Raw genomic sequence first — 16,689 nt, forward strand, 5'->3', positions numbered from 1 at the left:
GCCACGATATCTCTACTCGGGCCGGAACGAGCGGCGGACGCTTCGGGAGCGAACGTGTCTCCGTGGAAAAGGAAACGGTGAGACTCGAGAGCGACGGTTACTCGTACAGTTTCCAATCGTCGTCCTCGGTCCGGAGTTCGAACGTCGTTTCGTCGGTTTCCGACTCACCATCGCTTTCGAACGTGATCTCGGTATCGACTTCGGCGATACTGTCCGATTCGTCGGTGACTTCCGCTTTCTCGACGGTGATATCCGTGTCCTCGTAGAACGACATGTCGTCTTCAGTGATTTCTCCGACCGGAGAGTCGGAGTGAATCAGGTCGTTTGCGGCGTCTCGATCACCGTCATTGATGGCTTGATAGAACTGCTTGACTACCTCATCAGGACTATCCGAGAGAAAACCCAGACAACCGGCGAGTCCAGTGACGGCGGTCGCACCGACTACGAGATACTGTCGTCGTTGCATCGGTACATATCAGCAACTATGTTTGTTTAGTCGTTTCGGCCATTCCCTCCAACTATGTCTGAAATAGCGATAATAACTGACATTATTTTCAATAATTGCCGAAGAGTTAGGGGTGGTACCGTCCCGGAATATCGGGCGAATTGTGCCGACTGAAACCGGCATGAATTGCGTGACGGCTATCACACACCGAAGCGGGCCGGTCACGCTCATGGCAATACGCCCGACCGGTCGCAATTTGTCGACTTTGTGCCGTGGGACACCACGGACAGCGATCGGTTATCGGCCACTATCGTCGAGTGCTGGTATCGATATCCCGTTCTCCGATAGCTTCTCGAGAATATACACGAACGTGGATATAATTCTGGTTCGAACGGAGTCGAAGGAGCACAAACACGGGGATTTTTATCGTCTCGAAGCCCTACTGACTTCCATGACTGATGGGCGGGGCGAAACTCCCCGGCGAACAGGAATGACCGAAAAGTGCGGCGTCGTCGGCGTCTCACTTGACGGTCGGGACGCGGCGCGACCGTTGTACTACGCGCTCTACGCACTCCAGCACCGCGGGCAAGAGTCCGCGGGGATCGTCACTCACGACGGGTTTCAGCAGCACAGCCACGTCGAGATGGGACTCGTGGGCGACGCGTTCGGCGAGGGGGATCTCGACGCGCTCAACGGATCGGCCGGGATCGGCCACGTTCGGTATCCGACGGCCGGCTCGGTCGACTCCTCCTGCGCCCAGCCTTTCTCCGTCTCCTTCAAGAGCGGATCGCTCGGCCTGAGCCACAACGGCAACCTCGTCAACGCCGACGAGATCCGCGACGAACTCGCCGCCGCGGGCCACGCGTTCACCAGCGACGGCGACACCGAGGTCATCGCCCACGACCTCGCGCGAAACCTCCTCGAGGAGGACCTCGTCCGCGCCGTCAAGCGCACGATGGGACGGATCCACGGCTCGTACTCGCTGACGATCACCCACGACGACACGGTCCTCGGCGTGCGCGATCCGCAGGGGAACCGCCCGCTCTGTATCGGTGAACTCGAGGACGGCTACATTCTGGCCTCCGAGTCGGCGGCGATCGACACGTTAGACGGGGACCTCGTCCGCGACGTTCGGCCCGGCGAATTAGTCGTCCTGCAGGAGGACGGCGCAGGGTTCGACTCTTACCAGCTCGTCGAACAGGAAAACACCGCCCACTGCTTCTTCGAACACGTCTACTTCGCGCGCCCCGACAGCGTCATCGACGACACGCTGGTCTACGAGGCCCGCCGCAATCTCGGCCGCGAGCTCTGGGCCGAAAGCGGCGTCGAGACCGACGTCGTGATGCCCGTCCCGGACTCCGGCCGAGCGTTCGCCTCGGGCTACGCCGACGCCGCGAGCGAGACGACCGCCGACGGCGAGCCTCGAGCCGCGGACGACGACGGCGTCGAGTTCGCGGAGGGCCTGATGAAAAACCGCTACGTCGGCCGGACGTTCATCATGCCGACCCAGGACGAGCGCGAGCGCGCGGTGCGGCTCAAGCTCAACCCGATCAAGTCCACGATCGAGGGCAAGACCGTCACCGTCATCGACGACTCGATCGTCCGCGGGACCACCTCGACCCAGCTCGTCCAGCTGCTCAAGGACTGCGGGGCCGAGGAAGTCCACGTCCGAATCGGCGCACCGGCGATCGTCGCCCCCTGTTACATGGGCATCGACATGGCCACCCGCGAGGAGCTCATCGCGTCCGACAAATCGACCGCCGAAATCCGCGACGAGATCGACGCCGACAGTCTCGCTTACCTCTCGACCGACGCCGTCGCCGACGTGCTCGAGAAGGACCGACTCGACCTCTGTCTGGGCTGTGTAACCGGCGAGTACCCCTACGACATCGACGGCGAGGAGACCGACCGCGACGTGAGCCGTCCCGACGTGGGCGGGACGCAGTTGCCCGCGGACGACTAACGAAATTTTGCTCTGCGGGCCAGCAAAGCTGGCCATCGGCAAAATTTCGATCAAAAGCACTCCTCCCTCCGTTCGCTCGTACCACTCGCTCACATCGGTCGTCGGCCCGCTCGCGCCTCCGGCGCTCGCGGATGCAACGGTGTCTTACAGCCGCTAACTCGTTCGTCCGTCGTCTATCCCTGAAACGCTTCGGCGAATTCAGTTGGGAGCGTTCCGATCTCGATCCCCCACGCGATCGGGAGCCATCCCACCGCGACCAGCGTGATCAGGACGATCCCGATGACGTTGAGTCCGAATCCGATCTTGGCCATCTGCGGTAGCGTGATGTAGCCGCTGCCGAAAACGATCGCGTTGGGCGGGGTCGCGACCGGCAGCATGAACGCGAAGGAAGCCGCGGTCGCGCCGGCGATCATGAGTCCGAAGGGGTGGACGCCGATACCGACCGCGACACCCGCGAGGATCGGCATCAACATCGCCGTCGTCGCCGTGTTCGACGTGACCTCCGTCAGGAAGATCGTCATCACGACCACGGCGAACAGGATGGCGATCATGGGAACGCCCGCGAGCAACTCGAGGCGCTCGCCGATCCAGGCCGCGAGCCCGGTGTCCCCGAAGCCGCTGGCGATCGCGAGGCCGCCGCCGAACAGGAGGATGACGCCCCACGGGATGTCGACTGCGTTCGTCCAGTCGAGCAAGAAGGTGCGGTCGCCGTCTTCGGTTTCCGTCGGCAGCGTAAACAGGACCATCGCACCGCCGATAGCGACGATCGTGTCGGCGTCCTCCGGCGTCGCCACGCCGAGCACCGGCTCGATCAGGCTCGAGCCGATCCAGGCCATCGCCATCCCGGCGAAGACGACGGCGACCAGTTTCTCCTGTTTCCGCATCGGTCCGAGCCGCTCGAGTTCGCGATCGATCGTGTCGGCACCGGCGGGCAGTTCCGCGAACTGTGGCGATACCGCGCGGGTAACGTAAGTGTAGACGGCGACGAGACCGATCGCCGAGATGGGGACGCCGTAGAGCATCCATTCCGCGAACGAGACCGACTGGCCGAACAGCTCCGAGGCCTGTCCCGCGAAGAGGACGTTGGGGGGCGTCCCGATCAGCGTCGAGACGCCGCCGACCGACGCGCCGTAGGCGATACAGAGCATCAGCGCGATGCCGAAGGAGAAGTTCCCCTCGCTCGTGTCGACCTCGAGATCTGTCTCGTCGACCAGATCGGCGGTCTGATAGATGACAGCCAGCGCGATGGGGACCATCATCATCACGGTCGCGCTGTTTGAGACCCACATCGAGAGAAACGCCGTCGCGAGCATGAAGCCAAGGATGAGCCGCGAGGGTTCGGTGCCGACGGCCTTGATCGTCCGGAGCGCGATCCGGCGGTGGAGCCCCCACCGCTGCATCGCCATCGCGAGGAAGAAGCCGCCCATGAAGAGGAAGATCAGCGGATGACCGTAGGACGGCGTCGTGTCCGCGACGGGAAGCGCGCCGGTCAGCGGAAAGAGGACGATCGGCAGCAGCGACGTCGCCGGGATCGGGATCGCCTCGGACATCCACCAGACGGCGACCCACGCGGTGACGGCGGCGACCGCCTTTCCCGCCGCCGACAGCCCGTCCGGCGTCGGTGAGAGGAATATAAGCGCGAACAGGAGCGGTCCGAGGACGAAGCCGACCCGCTGTCGGAGGTCGTACGTCCCGCCGATGTCGAACGGGGACCCGCCGCCGTCACCACCGCGGTCGCCTCCGGAGCCGCCGTTGCCGGGGTTATTTCCCCTCCCGTCGCCGGAATCGCGTTCGCCGCGTTCGTCGCGGTCGCGACCGCCATCGGCAAACACCCGCTGGGCGAGGCGTCGCTCTTCGGGCTCGAGATCGTCCATATCCGCGATCATGGCCGGCGCGTCGAGCGTGATATAGGCCTTCGTTCGGGTGTTGATGGCCCACAGGTATGACCAGAGCCGCCGTGTAATCGATCGAGGGGTCGACGCTCGCTCCGTCTCCATGTTCTCCGATGCTCCCACGGGCCGGCCTATAACTAGTGATCGCTTACGTCGATTGCGCGGGCGGAAACGGAAGCGAACAGGGCGGACCGCTGCGCGGGCGGCGAACGGATTCCGGGTCGGGACCGACCGCGGAACACACAAGGCGCTGACCGGCCAAACCGGGGTATGCCGCTCCTGCAGTTCGATACGACGCTGTCGCCGTCGGACGCGGAGAAAACCGCACTCGCCGACCGGGTGACGGACCTGTACGCGTCCGAGATGGAGACGACCCGGGGACACGTCGCCGTGACGATCCGCGAACGCGACGCCGCCGATCTCCACCTCGGGCGCGCCGTCGACGGACCGTTGCTCTTTCTCGACGCCGAGATCCGTCGCGGTCGGCCGTTCGAACGGAAGCGAGCGTTCGCGCTCGCAACCATGGAGTACGTCCGCGACAGCTTCGACGTGCCCGACGAGAACATGAAGGTCGTCTTCACCGAACACCCCGGTGAGGCGATGATGGGCGTCGACCGCGTCGGCGGCGAGTGGAACGAGGGCGGCGACGGCGCAGAGTGAGCCTCGAGCGCGCCGTCGCTCGGCCGGTCGCGGACGGTAGCGTTCCCGGGACGTTCGAGCCAGCTGGACGGTTCGGGGCCGCTGAAACCACTATCCGTTTCGCTCCCGTACGAACCCGTATGTACTGCGTTCTACTTCCAGTCGACGAGAGCGAATCGCGAGCGCGGGCCCAGGCCACCGCCGTCCGCGACCTCCCGGCTGCGGCGACGGACGTGTCGGTCGACGTCCTCCACGTCCGCGAGGTGACGGGAGGAACCGACTCCGAGTGGGCGGCGGGCGGGTTCGCCGAGGAGTACGCCGACGAGATGGCGCGAGTCGCCGCCGACGAGTCCCTCCCCGCGTCGGTCGAGGCGGCGGTCGACGCGCTCGAGGAAGGGGATCTCGAGTGGACCGTCCGCGCGGCGACGGGTGATCCCGCGGACGCGATACTCGAGGCGGCAGCGCAGTACGATAGCGACGCGATCGTCGTCGGCGTCGACGGACGATCGCCCGTCGGCAAGGCGCTCTTCGGGAGCGTCGCCCAGTCCGTGATTCTCGAGGGGGACCGGCCGGTGACGGTCGTTTCCAACGAATAAACCGCGAGCGAGGAGAGCCGATCGACTACCGCAGGCAGGCCGCCACGACCTCGAGCATACCCTCGCCGCGAACCTCGTCGGCGAACAGCGGGACGCGCCGGACCTCGGTGCCGCGGAAGAGGTCCTGGGCCTCCGCCAGCGCGTTCTGCTGGACGTCCCAGCGCCGCTGGCAAAACGCGCAGTCGTCGAGGTTCGGCTGGAGGAACTCGCCGTCGATGTCGTCGGTGACGTTCGACAGCGGTTCCATCACTCGGTTGACGACGACGGTTCCGACTGGGATCTCGAACTCCCGGAGTTGCTGGCGCAGGCGCTTCGACTCGAAGACGCTCATCTCCTCGGGGACCATGACGATCCGGAAGTCCGTCCGCGCGGGATCGCGCAGGGCCGCCCGCAGGCGCTCGATGCGTTCGCGCAACACGTCCAGATCCTCGAGGTCGCCCTCGTCGGCGTCTTCGCTCCCGCCGAACATCCCCTTGACGCCGTCGATCATCCCGCCGATCTGCTGGCGGAACTTCACGAGCCGGCCCATCATCGTGTCCATGATCTCGGGCAACTGGAGCAGTCGGAGCGTGTGACCCGTCGGAGCCGTGTCCACGATCACGCGCTCGAAGCGGTCGTCGTCCATGTACTCGAGCAGGAGCTGCATCGCGGCGGCCTCGTCGGCTCCGGGCATCGCGCCGCCGAAGAGGGCGTCCATCGGCGATTCGCCGCCGAGCATCTCGCCGAGGCCGCCGAGCGGGCCGCCGCCGTCGCCACCGGGAAACGGGGAGCCGCCGTCCGCGTCGCCGCCGAAGGGCGATCCCTCGTCGGATCCAGCCCCAGGTCCCGAATTCGCGTCCGTCCCCGCGCTCGAGCCCCCGAAGGGAGTCTCGCCCTCCTCGAGCGCGGCCTCGGGATCGATCTCGGCCGCGTAGAGGGGGATGTCGTCGCGAATCCGTCCCGGGTCGGCCGGGATGTCGGTCTCGAAGGTGTCCGAGAGCGAGTGCGCCGGGTCGGTCGAGACGACCAGCGTCCGGGTGCCGCCGCGGGCGCTGTCGAGGGCGGTCGCGGCCGCCATCGTCGTCTTCCCGACGCCGCCTTTCCCGCCGTAGAGGACGTACTCGGGGCCGTCGATCGGCTCGTCCGACGGCTCGACGTCGATGGTCTCGCGGTCCGCCGGCTCCGCGTCGTCGACCGAGTCAGTCGGCGTCACCTCGATGGTGTGTGCGTCGTCGTTGTTCCCCTCCCTCGCCTCGTCTCCCTCGTCGACCGGTTCGACGTCGATGCCACTCATACGGCTCGGTTCCCCGTCCCGACACGAGTATTCGTCGGTCTCGACTCCCGATCTGTGCTGTTATCGCCGCGCTCACTCCGTCGGCGTCCCCGAAGCCGACGACTCGTCGCCGGTAACGGCGTCGCGAAGCGCCAGCGCGAGCGGCGCGGCCCACAGCGTCGCGTACAGCGCTTGCGTGAACGGGTTCGAGAGCAGCGAGTAGCGAAGCCGCGCCCAGCGGCTCTCGAAGGGCACGGCCTGCCAGGCCGCGCGATAGGACCGGAGGCCGTAGTACGTCCAGACGATCGCGTTGCAGGCGACGAGCGCCCCGAGGAGCGGGGAGAGGGAGAGCCACCCGGCGACGGTCGCCAGTGCGACCACCAGCCCGACCGGGATGCCGACGACGTTCGTGACCGCGAGCAGGTGCGTCAGACCGGTCCCGGTCACGAATCGGAGTCGATCGACCGCGGACCAGTTCGGCGCTCGAAGGCGTCGGTACGGCTCGGAAACCCGCCGTCGGTTCTCACGGACCCACTCGTCGATACCGGTCGGACAGCGGGTCCGGACGTACCGATTCAGGACACCGAGCGTATACCCTCGCCGGAACGCCGCAGCGTCGAGCGGCATCGATCCGGTCGCGCCGTCGCGCCGCCAGCGCTCGAGGTCGGCCAGCACGCCGGCCGGCAGGAAGTATCCCTCCTCGAGCAGTCGGTACGGTCCGGTGTTCGAGTTCGCGAACAGCAGCTCCGAGCGAATCGCGCCGCCCGCGGACTCGAGCAGCGGAAGGAGTCCGTCGTCGACGTTTCCAGCAGTTCGTTTCGCCTGCACGATGTCGTACTCCTCGAGGCCGGTGACGGCGAGTTCGAACGCGTCGACGGGGAGCCGCGTGCCGGAGCCGACGACGGTGACGATATCGTCGTCATCGACAGAGAGCGTCGCGAACGCCTCGGCAATCGTGGCTGGGCCGATTCGAACGCCGCCACGGTCGGTCCGCGTCGGGTCGTCCGTCGTCCGGTCGGCCGCACGAACGGCGTCGTCGGTCTCGACTCGTTCGACCGTCAGACCGCTCGTCCGGCCCGACTCGAGGGCGTCGGTCAGCTCGGCCACGTGGAGTTCGTCGGACCCGGTGATGACGGAGACGGAAACGCGGCCGGCGGGATAGCTCTGTCCCGCGATCGACGCGAGCGTTTCCTCGAGCGCCTCCCCCCGGCGACCGGAGACGGGCACGAGAACGTGAATTCGCCGCTGCGCGGTCGCTGGAAGCCGACAGTCGGGCCCGGGACCGTCCTCGACGGTCGGCGTCGGCCCCGTCGCGGGGCACTGGCCGTCGACGGTCGGCGTCGACTCCGCCGCGAGGCGCTGGTCGCCAGCCGCACGCATCTGCTGTGGACCCATCGCGGAGTCGGCCCCCGATTCCTCGAGTAGCCGACCGAGCGTCCGTTCGTCGACCGCGTTGAGCGGCCGACGGGCGAACAGCCCCACGAGCCCGCAGCTGACGACGAAATAACCGATCTGGCTCGCGACGAACGCGGCGACGACGACCTCGAGCAACATGACTCACCGGCCCGACGGCCCAGCCGCGTATTTGTATTGTGGCCGGATCGCGCGTCACTCGAAGTACGACGCTAACCGCTCGGCCGCCTCCTCGACGCGCGGCGTGACGAGCGCGAATCGCAGCCACTCCGCCCGCGAATCGCCGAAGGCCTCGCCGGGCATGCCGGCCACGCCGGCCTCGTCGATCAGTCGCTCGACGTTCGCGATCGTCCCCGGATACCCCTCGAAGCGAGCCATCACGTAGAACGACCCTCTCGGCGTAGTGTACTCCGCGTCCGCAGCGTCGAGCGCGTCGGTGAACGTCGCGACGCGCTCGCGGAGCCGCGCTCGGTTTCGCTCGTAGTAATCCGGTCCCGTCTCGCGCAGCGCCTGCAGGACCGCGAACTGGCCGGGGCGAGTCGTGGCGACGTTGACCAACATGTGCCGGCTCTTCGCGTCCGCGACGAGTTCCGGCGGGAAGATCGCGTAGCCGACTCGGGCTCCGGTGATCGCCATCGACTTCGAAAACGCGTTGGTGACGATCCGGTGGGCCGAATCGGTCTCGAGCGCGCTCGCGAACGTCCCCGAGAGGTCGTAGTGGTCGTACACCTCGTCGCTGATCAGGACGGCGTTGTACGCCTCGGCGACGGCGACGAGTTCCCGCATCGTCTCCGCGGGATAGACCGCACCCGTCGGGTTGTTCGGCGTGTTGACCACGATCGCCGCCGTTTCCTCGCTCGCGGCCGCGCGGACGTCGGCCGGATCCAGTCGCCCCTCTTCGTCCGTCGCGACGAAGCGCTGCGTTCCGCCGAGCATCGTCGTCTTTCCCGGGTAGTAGGGATAGACCGGGTCCGTCAGGAGGATCTCGCACCCGCTGTCGCGCTCGAGGGCCCGCGCCATTGCGAGGTAGTTCGCCTCGCCCGCGCCGTTCGTGACGACGATTTGATCGGCGTCGACGCCGCGACGCGCGGCGATCTCCTCGCGCAACTCGAGCAGCCCCTCGCTGGGCGGGTACTGAAAGCGGTCCGGCTCGAGGTCGGCGTACTCCCGAAGCCCCTCCCGGAGCGCCTCGGGGGGCTCCCAGTCGGGGTTGCCGCTGACCATGTCGATGACGTCGCGCTCGGCGGCGTCCGCGTACTCCATCACGCGGAAGAACAGCGGCGTCTCGTAGTTCATGACGGGTACTCGGGGGGCAGGCTCCGTTTCTCTTTCCGTTTCCACGTCGAACGGGACGGATCCGTCCCTCGAGTGCAACCCCCGCTTTCACGTCGGCGCGACGCATCGACTCGAGTATGAACGACGACATCGACCGCGACCTGCCGATGGACGTCGCCGACGCGCTCCGCGATCGCGAGGAGACGCTGGCCGTCGCCGAATCCTGTACCGGCGGGCTGATCGGCGCTGCGATCACCGCCGTTCCGGGCGCGAGCGACTACTTCGACGCCGGGCTGACGACGTACGCCTACGGCGCCAAACGCCGCCACCTCGGAGTCAGTCGCGAGGCGCTGGACGAACACGGTGCCGTCTCAGAACCCGTCGCCCGCGAGATGGCACGGGGAGTCAGGGACGTCGCGGACGTGACGTGGGGTCTCTCGACGACCGGGGTCGCCGGCCCCACCGGCGGTAGCGACGATACGCCGGTCGGTACCGTCTACATCGGCGTCTCATACGCGGGACCGTGGGGCAGCGAGGAGTCGTACGCGACCGTCTCGAGATACGAGTTCGACGGCGACCGCGCCGATGTCCGCGCGAAGACCGTCGATCGGGCGCTCGCGGACCTGCTTTCGGAACTCGAGGCGCGGGAGACGAGTCGCTGACCGTCACTGGACGCCCGGTCGAACGACGGCCGTCCGATCGGTGTGTGAATCCTTCGATCGGGCCGACCGGGAGCGCACGAGCGACCGATTCGACTCGGTGAGACATCCGTCTGCACCTCGAATAAGTAACGAATCCGATACATGTCTGACTCGGTGACAATTCCGAAAGAAAAACTATTCCTTCGACGACTTCCCAGATGCGGACAGATGAACAAGAAGGGGCACGTGCTGAACGCCGTTCTGCTGAGCATCGGGTTGGGCTATCTGCTCGAGCCGGTGGGGGATATGGAGACGTTCAGGACGATCGTGATGATCGGCGTGCCCGTCACGCTCGGAGCGCTCTTCCCGGACGTCGACACCGCCTTCGGCAGACACCGGAAGACGCTCCACAACCTGCCGATCCTGATCGGCTTCGCGGCCTTCCCGTTCGTGTTCGGCAATCTCGAGTACGTCTGGATCGGCGTGTTGACCCATTACGTTCTCGATGTCGCCGGGAGCAAGCGCGGGATCGCGCTGTTCTACCCGCTCTGGAAGAAGGAGTTCGGACTCCCGATCGGCGTCGCGGTCAGCAGTAGGCGTGCGGACCTCATGATGGTGATCGTCACCGTCGGCGAACTGGCCCTCGCCGCTGCGCTCGTGTTCGAAGTCCCCCGGTGGGGCTTCGAGATGGGGCGACAGTTACTCGGTCTGTAGTCGACTGACGGTTCTAGTGCGGATTGTCCGAGTACCGACCCGTCATCCCATTACTTACCCGTCCGGCGGCCCGTCGAATACACGAATGCCAGCAGCAGATCGCCAGCGTCCAGGGTCGGATTTCACCGATGGCCAGCCGCCCATTCGCTGTGACGAGTGTCGGTCTGCCCTTCGATCAGATCGGCAGCAGGCCGTTTCGTTTCTCCTCCTGGACCACCTCACGATTCCCGTTCTCAGCTGTGACGACCACCTCGAGCGCTTCACATCGATCTGTGGGCTCACCACCGAAGCGACGGCCGATCTTCTGGACCATCGGCCGGCAGGTGGTATCACCTGTCCCGGCTGTCGCCTCGCACCGTACCGCTCGACTCGCCCCGCGATACCGATTCAGGACGGGGTAATCGTCCCCATAGCGTGCCCGGAGCACCACTCGGAAATCGTACAGCGGTTCCATACGGGACTGCAAACGCACCGACAGCTGTCGGCCGGTCTCAGCACGACCGCGAACGGTTCACTGTGAGTTCCTGCGCGAGTGCGAACCGGCGCGCGCACGGTGTCCGTCCGGCCGAGAAAAGCCACGGGCGAAAAAAGGATCACGACCTGGTTCCGAACCGGTTTCGGCGTCCGACTACTGCCGGTTCGGCGTCCACTCTTCGCAGGCGTCCATGTCGTCCATCGCCGTCTCGTGACGGGCGCAGTAGGGGACCATCCCCTCCGAGGAGCGGACGTACTCGAAGTGCGTGCAGTTCCCGCAGTAGCGGTCCGTCGGTTCGTTCGGCTGCTCGGTCGGCGATTCGACGATCTCCGCGTCGGTGCCGTCGCCCGACTCGAGCGGCGAGGAGATGTCCGAGGCGGCGGACCCGCCGTCGCTGGTCGCAGCGCCGACGGATCGGTGGGCGGATGAGCCGGTAGCTCTGCCGCCGGACGCCCCTGTTCGACCCGTCGACTGTCGCGACGCGGCCCTCCGCTCCGCTTGCTCGTCGGAGACCGACGTCCGGCTCGGCTCGGCGTCGGCGTTGGTCTGGGTCTCCACGTCCCCGTCCGGCGTGCCGCCGAGGAACCCGATGCCCCCGAGGCCGCCCGGGTCGCTCCCGTCGGATTCGATGACCGTCTTGTTGTGTCGGGTGACGTTCATCTGAAGGGCGCCGCCGGGGTCGTTGCGTCGCTTGAACGTCGCGACGGCGGTGAACAGACACCAGACCGCGGTCAGGAGCCCGAGCAGGTAGACGACGCTCACCTCGAGCGTGAGCTGGTCGCTGCCGAAACGCCATTGGTCCGGATAGGCGTGCCAGAAGAGCGCGACGCCGAGCAAGCAGAGGCTCGCGCTAATCGCGGCGGCGGCCTGGACGCGCCGGCCGGCCGGTAAGACGACGAAGACGCCGACGAGGATGATCGGAACGCTGAGTCCGGCCAGAACGCCCGCGGCGCGGACGGTCGCGAACTGGGCGGCCATGTCGCCCGAGAACTCGACCGCGAAGCCGCCGACGAAGTCGGTCGTCGCCACGAGGACCGCAACGACGGCCAGCGCCGCGCCGAGCACCACGAACGCCGTTCCCGTGTACAGCCGGCGACTCGTCACCTCCGGTGCCGTCCCGTCGTAGACCTCCGTCAGGCTTGTCATACGCGGCCGTTCGGCTCCCCACCACAAAACGATACGTCAGACACATATCTAATTTTCTATACTAATGGGGTTGCAGCCCGGCCCGAGCCGACCGGCGGAAGCGAAAGCTTGAATCGCCGCCCTCGCAAACGACCGCCCATGAGTGACGAGGACGAGGAGGCGGAGCCGGCAGTCTCACTCGGGGAGTGGACCCCCGTCGAGGGCGCGCCGCTCGCCCGCGTGAGCTCGCGACTGACCTGGCCGAAAGAGAAGAGCGAAGTCGACCGACTCGAGGGCGAGAGCGTGATTCGGACTCCCGACGGGCCCCGCGAGCTCTCTACCGTGCTCGAGGACGTCGACGAGACGTACTTCCAGCGACACCAGGAGTTCGAAGCGAACGTCCGGGACGTGATCGGTACCGGACCGATTCCGACCGCGGACGAGTAATACCGTGGCGTCCGAGCCGGATCGACTCGACGGCCGCTGGCTCCGGGGCCGATTGGACCTCTCCTGGGTCCAGAAGTCGGTCGTGGTCGGAGCCGTGCTCACGCTGTTGTGGATGCGATTCGTCCCCAACGAACTGGATCAGCGGATCGTCGTCGACGGCGTCCTTCTGATCGGCGGACCGCTCGCACTCGGACTGTCGCACGGAAACCGCATCGGGTGGCGCGTCGACCGCGTCGCCGTCCGAAATACGGTGTTACTCGCGCTGTTCGTCCTCCCGTTCTACGTCGTCGGCTCGACGCTACCGACGATCCGGGCCTATTACCCGATCTGGGAGACGACCGCAGCGCCGGCCGTCTTCCTCCCGCACGCGATGAAACTGTTCCTCCTCGCGCTGGCCGCCGAGACCTACTACCGCGGCCTCCTCTGCGTCGGCGTCAAAGAGATCGGCATCAGTGCGGTGTTCATCAGCCCCGTCGTCTACATGCTCCACCACACCTCGAAGCCGCCGATCGAGTTCCTGCTGTCGGGGCCCACGGACGTCCTGTTCGGTGCCGTCGACTACAAGTCCGATTCCATCCTCCCGTCCGTCGTCGCCCACGGTGGCGGGCTGATTCTCCTCGACTGGCTCGTCATCCACGACCCGTTGTTCGATCCGAATCGATTGATCCGATTCCTCGAGTGGGCACCGATTCCGCTCTGAGACGGTCTCCTGCCAGTCAGTTCCGGCGCGACCGCGACCGAACCGACCTGCGGTCGCGCCGGGAAATCGTCACGGCAAACCGTATGAGGGCGTCCCGAGGCCGGTTCGGGACTGCGCTCGGTTCGCGCGGGTCCCGAGTATACGGATTGCGTCCCGGGTTCTCAGTGCGACGACAGCCGTCCTGCGTTGTGCCACAACCGACTGACAACAGTCAGTAAACGCGACGAAGCCGACGCTACTCTGAAGGCCGACGCTACCCTGTAGGCGGTCGATGTCCCGTCCGAATGGTCGGGCGGTGTCGGGGTCGGACCCCCGTTTCATTACTGTGGAGGACAGTATAGAATACCAACACTTATGCGTCCGATCGGAGTGGCTGAACTATGGACGCTCGGACCTCGTTTCTCGCCCTCTCGGTCTGTGTCCTCGGCGCGCTCGCGGCGCTGATCGTGCTCCCGCTGGTGGAGTACGTGCTGGCGGCCTGTTTGCTCGCGGTCGTTCTCCGTCCGCTGTACGAGCGGCTCGCACCGCGAGTCGGCGCACGAACCGCCGGACTCGCGGCCACCGGCCTCGCCGTGGTCGGCGGTGTCGTCCCGCTGGTGCTCGTCACCCTGGTCGTTCTCCGCACCGCTACGTCGATTCGCGAGACGACGTCGATCGACCACATCGCGGCGAACGTCGGGGAGTTCGCTCGGACCGAACTCGGACTGGCCGACGGGACGGTTGCGACCCTCGAGTCGTCGGTGTCGGCCGAACTCGAGGGAGCGTTCGCGGGTGCGGCCGACGCGACCCTGGCTCGGACCGTCGGGCTCGTGACCACCGCCGCCGACGTTATCGTGGGGACCACCGTCCTCGTGGTCGTGCTGTACTATCTGCTCGTGGATGGGCCGGCGGCGGTCGACTGGATCCGGCGGCGCGTCCCGCTCGATCCCTCCGTTCTCGACGACCTGTTGGCGGAGGTTCACGTCGTCGTCTGGGCGGTCCTCCGCAGCCACGTACTCGTCGCTGTCATTCAGGGGATCCTCGGCGGGCTGGGCCTCGCCCTCCTGGGGGTGCCCTACGCCCCCGTATTGGCCCTCGTTCTCGTTCTCGTCTCGTTTCTCCCGACGATCGGGGTCTGGCTCGTCTGGGGTCCGGTGACGGTTGCCCACGCGGTCTCGAGCGGTCCCGTCCGCGGCGTGGTCCTCTTGGGGTACGGGATCGCGGTGCTCGCCGTCGTCGACAACTACCTCCGTGCGATCCTCGTCGACCGGCGGGCCGACCTCCATCCGGCGATCGTCCTCGTGGGTGTCATCGGCGGCGTCTTCCTGTTCGGGATCGTCGGGGTGTTCGTCGGTCCCGTCGTTCTCGCGACGTTCAAAACCTGCGTGGCCGCCGCCGATCGGATCGACCGAACCGCACCGGACGCCGACGCTGCCGATGGTGCCGAACTCGAGGGAGAGCAACTCCTCGCGGACACGAAGCGGTAGTCGGCACGCTCGCGACTGGAACGCTCGTCGCTCGCTCGCTCGACGCTCAGTCGGCGCTCTGAGCTCGCTCGGTGCGGCCGGTCGTCGGGACGCCGCGACCGGTCAGCGCCATCGCGAACAGTACGAGCGGCGAGAGGAACCCGAACAGGTAGAACGGCGCGTACTCGAGCGTTGGGACGTTAGTCGCCGAGGCCATGAAGACGCCGCCGGCGTGCCACGGGATGAGCGCGCCGGTGGGCGTCCCGGCGGCCTCGACGGCCCGGGAGAGTTCCTCGCTGTCTAGCTCGAACTCCTCGTAGAGATTTCTGAGCGTCAGCCCGGGGAGGACGATGCTCATGTACTGCTGGGCGGTGAGCGCGTTGACGAGGATCGCGGACGCGCCGGTGCCGGCGATCAGCCCGCCGGAACTACGCACGCCCCGTGAGAGACGGTCCGCGAGCACCGCCAGCACGCCGGTGTGCTCGAGGAGGCCGCCCAGCGAGAGCGCGGCGACGACGACCGTGATCGTCCAGGCGGAGCCGGTGAGGCCGCCGGTCACGAGGAGTTCGTTCACGAGGGGAGCCCCGGTTTGGGGCTCGGTGCCGCCCATGAATACCTCCCAGGCGGCGACGAAGCCGGTTCCTTGCACCAGAATCGAAGTGAAGACGCCGGCGAAGACGCCGGCCACGAGCGTCGGCAGCGCCGGGTAGCCGTAGAGCGCGAGGCCGAAGGTAACGACGAGAGGGAGAAAGACGAGCACGGAAAGGTCGTACGTGCCCGCGAGCGCGGTCTGGATTTCTGCGACGCGGTCAACCGGAATCTCGCCGCCCGCCTGGAGTCCGAGCGCGGCGAATCCTAGTACCGTAAGACCGAACGCGACGGCCGTTCCCGTTCGCATGCGGCGGATGTGGTCGTACAGCGACGTGTTCGTCACGCCGGCCGCGAGGTTGGTCGTATCGGAGAGAGGCGACTGCTTGTCACCCGCGTACGCTCCGGAGATGACCGCACCGACGGTCATCGGTCCGGAGACGCCGAGTCCGGCCCCGATTCCGACGAACGCGACGCCCAGCGTCCCGACGGTCGTCCACGAGGATCCGATGGAGAACGCGACGACGGCTGCCAGAATCGCTGTGACGGGCAGGAACACCGTCGGGGTCAGCAACTCGAGGCCGTAGTACATCATCGCCGGAATCGTTCCCGCGTCGACCCAGGTCGCGATCAGCGCGTAGATCGTAAAGAGGATCAACAGCGCCTGTATCCCCATGAGGAGACCGTTAGAGATGCCGTCCGAGAGCTCGGTCCACTGGTACCCCAGATACCGACCGAACGCGCCGACGAAGACGATACTCCAGAGCAACGGGACGTGGGGTGCCAGCCCGAGCAGGGCCGATCCGATGCCGAGAAAGACGACGACCGCGAGTACCGGGACGAGTGCGAGACCGACCGACGGCCGACGATCGGGGTCGAGATCGTCGATCGTCGTCGGCGTAAAGTCGAATGTCATTGGCCGGTTTATGCCCTTGGAGCATAAAAGAAGAACGCTTTATTACCACTGTGTATGCACTACGATATCAGTTGCCATATTCCGGTTCGAGAACCAATCAGATCTCCGCCCGTCCGAGCGGAGATACCTCGAGACGGTCGCCGGAAAGTGGCGATTCTCGAAC

Annotated in this window: 15 protein-coding genes; 8 read left to right on the forward strand and 7 right to left on the reverse strand. The window is 66.5% G+C overall.

Features of this window, described 5'->3' with window-relative positions; genetic code table 11:
- Positions 1-97 precede the first annotated feature (97 nt).
- On the reverse strand, positions 98-466 hold the full coding sequence (locus AC0QDI_RS01190) for a hypothetical protein (RefSeq protein ID WP_474664439.1): 369 nt from the start codon (positions 464-466) through the stop codon (positions 98-100).
- A gap of 469 nt (positions 467-935) precedes the next feature.
- On the opposite strand from AC0QDI_RS01190, the gene purF reads away from it, so the two are divergent.
- Positions 936-2,408 (forward strand): amidophosphoribosyltransferase, encoded by a 1,473-nt coding sequence (purF, locus tag AC0QDI_RS01195; RefSeq protein ID WP_474665641.1) that lies wholly within the window; start codon positions 936-938, stop codon positions 2,406-2,408.
- A gap of 173 nt (positions 2,409-2,581) precedes the next feature.
- Here the strand turns inward: purF and AC0QDI_RS01200 are convergent, their stop codons facing one another.
- Positions 2,582-4,405 carry an SLC13 family permease gene (locus AC0QDI_RS01200; protein ID WP_474664441.1) on the reverse strand — a complete coding sequence of 608 codons (1,824 nt, stop codon included), beginning with the start codon at positions 4,403-4,405 and terminating at the stop codon, positions 2,582-2,584.
- Positions 4,406-4,570: 165 nt separating this feature from the next.
- Between AC0QDI_RS01200 and AC0QDI_RS01205 the strand changes: the two genes are divergently transcribed.
- Together AC0QDI_RS01205 and AC0QDI_RS01210 are read left to right on the forward strand one after the other, a co-directional pair.
- Positions 4,571-4,960 carry a tautomerase family protein gene (locus AC0QDI_RS01205; protein WP_474664443.1) on the forward strand — a complete coding sequence of 130 codons (390 nt, stop codon included), beginning with the start codon at positions 4,571-4,573 and terminating at the stop codon, positions 4,958-4,960.
- Between the two features lie 119 nt (positions 4,961-5,079).
- Positions 5,080-5,535 carry a universal stress protein gene (locus AC0QDI_RS01210; protein WP_474664445.1) on the forward strand — a complete coding sequence of 152 codons (456 nt, stop codon included), beginning with the start codon at positions 5,080-5,082 and terminating at the stop codon, positions 5,533-5,535.
- A gap of 25 nt (positions 5,536-5,560) precedes the next feature.
- Here the strand turns inward: AC0QDI_RS01210 and AC0QDI_RS01215 are convergent, their stop codons facing one another.
- From AC0QDI_RS01215 to AC0QDI_RS01225, 3 genes are all read right to left on the reverse strand, one after another.
- The gene (locus tag AC0QDI_RS01215) at positions 5,561-6,808 is read right to left on the reverse strand and encodes an ArsA family ATPase (RefSeq protein ID WP_474664447.1); all 1,248 of its coding nucleotides are present in this window, start codon (positions 6,806-6,808) and stop codon (positions 5,561-5,563) included.
- A gap of 72 nt (positions 6,809-6,880) precedes the next feature.
- Positions 6,881-8,341, reverse strand: a complete 1,461-nt coding sequence (locus tag AC0QDI_RS01220) for a glycosyltransferase family 2 protein (RefSeq protein WP_474664449.1) — start codon at positions 8,339-8,341, stop codon at positions 6,881-6,883.
- Positions 8,342-8,395: 54 nt separating this feature from the next.
- On the reverse strand, positions 8,396-9,496 hold the full coding sequence (locus tag AC0QDI_RS01225; RefSeq protein ID WP_474664451.1) for a pyridoxal phosphate-dependent aminotransferase: 1,101 nt from the start codon (positions 9,494-9,496) through the stop codon (positions 8,396-8,398).
- A gap of 116 nt (positions 9,497-9,612) precedes the next feature.
- Between AC0QDI_RS01225 and AC0QDI_RS01230 the strand changes: the two genes are divergently transcribed.
- Both AC0QDI_RS01230 and AC0QDI_RS01235 read left to right on the forward strand, forming a co-directional pair.
- The gene (locus AC0QDI_RS01230; protein WP_474664453.1) at positions 9,613-10,137 is read left to right on the forward strand and encodes a CinA family protein; all 525 of its coding nucleotides are present in this window, start codon (positions 9,613-9,615) and stop codon (positions 10,135-10,137) included.
- A gap of 207 nt (positions 10,138-10,344) precedes the next feature.
- Entirely contained in the window at positions 10,345-10,830 is a 486-nt protein-coding gene (locus AC0QDI_RS01235; protein WP_474664454.1) for a metal-dependent hydrolase, read from the forward strand.
- 628 nt (positions 10,831-11,458) lie between these two features.
- On the opposite strand, the gene AC0QDI_RS01240 is transcribed toward AC0QDI_RS01235, so the two are convergent.
- Positions 11,459-12,451, reverse strand: coding sequence for a cell division protein CdpA domain-containing protein (locus AC0QDI_RS01240; RefSeq protein ID WP_474664456.1), 993 nt, complete (start codon positions 12,449-12,451; stop codon positions 11,459-11,461).
- A gap of 138 nt (positions 12,452-12,589) precedes the next feature.
- On the opposite strand from AC0QDI_RS01240, the gene AC0QDI_RS01245 reads away from it, so the two are divergent.
- The 3 genes from AC0QDI_RS01245 (at position 12,590) to AC0QDI_RS01255 (ending at position 15,043) form a co-directional block, all read left to right on the forward strand.
- Entirely contained in the window at positions 12,590-12,877 is a 288-nt protein-coding gene (locus AC0QDI_RS01245) for a DUF5789 family protein (protein ID WP_474664458.1), read from the forward strand.
- 4 nt (positions 12,878-12,881) lie between these two features.
- Positions 12,882-13,577 (forward strand): CPBP family glutamic-type intramembrane protease, encoded by a 696-nt coding sequence (locus AC0QDI_RS01250; protein WP_474664460.1) that lies wholly within the window; start codon positions 12,882-12,884, stop codon positions 13,575-13,577.
- A gap of 380 nt (positions 13,578-13,957) precedes the next feature.
- Positions 13,958-15,043, forward strand: a complete 1,086-nt coding sequence (locus AC0QDI_RS01255; protein WP_474664462.1) for an AI-2E family transporter — start codon at positions 13,958-13,960, stop codon at positions 15,041-15,043.
- Between the two features lie 46 nt (positions 15,044-15,089).
- On the opposite strand, the gene arcD is transcribed toward AC0QDI_RS01255, so the two are convergent.
- Positions 15,090-16,526 (reverse strand): arginine/ornithine antiporter ArcD, encoded by a 1,437-nt coding sequence (gene arcD / locus AC0QDI_RS01260; protein WP_474664464.1) that lies wholly within the window; start codon positions 16,524-16,526, stop codon positions 15,090-15,092.
- Positions 16,527-16,689: the final 163 nt, after the last annotated feature.

It is taken from the genome of Natrinema sp. LJW11, from assembly GCF_056135975.1.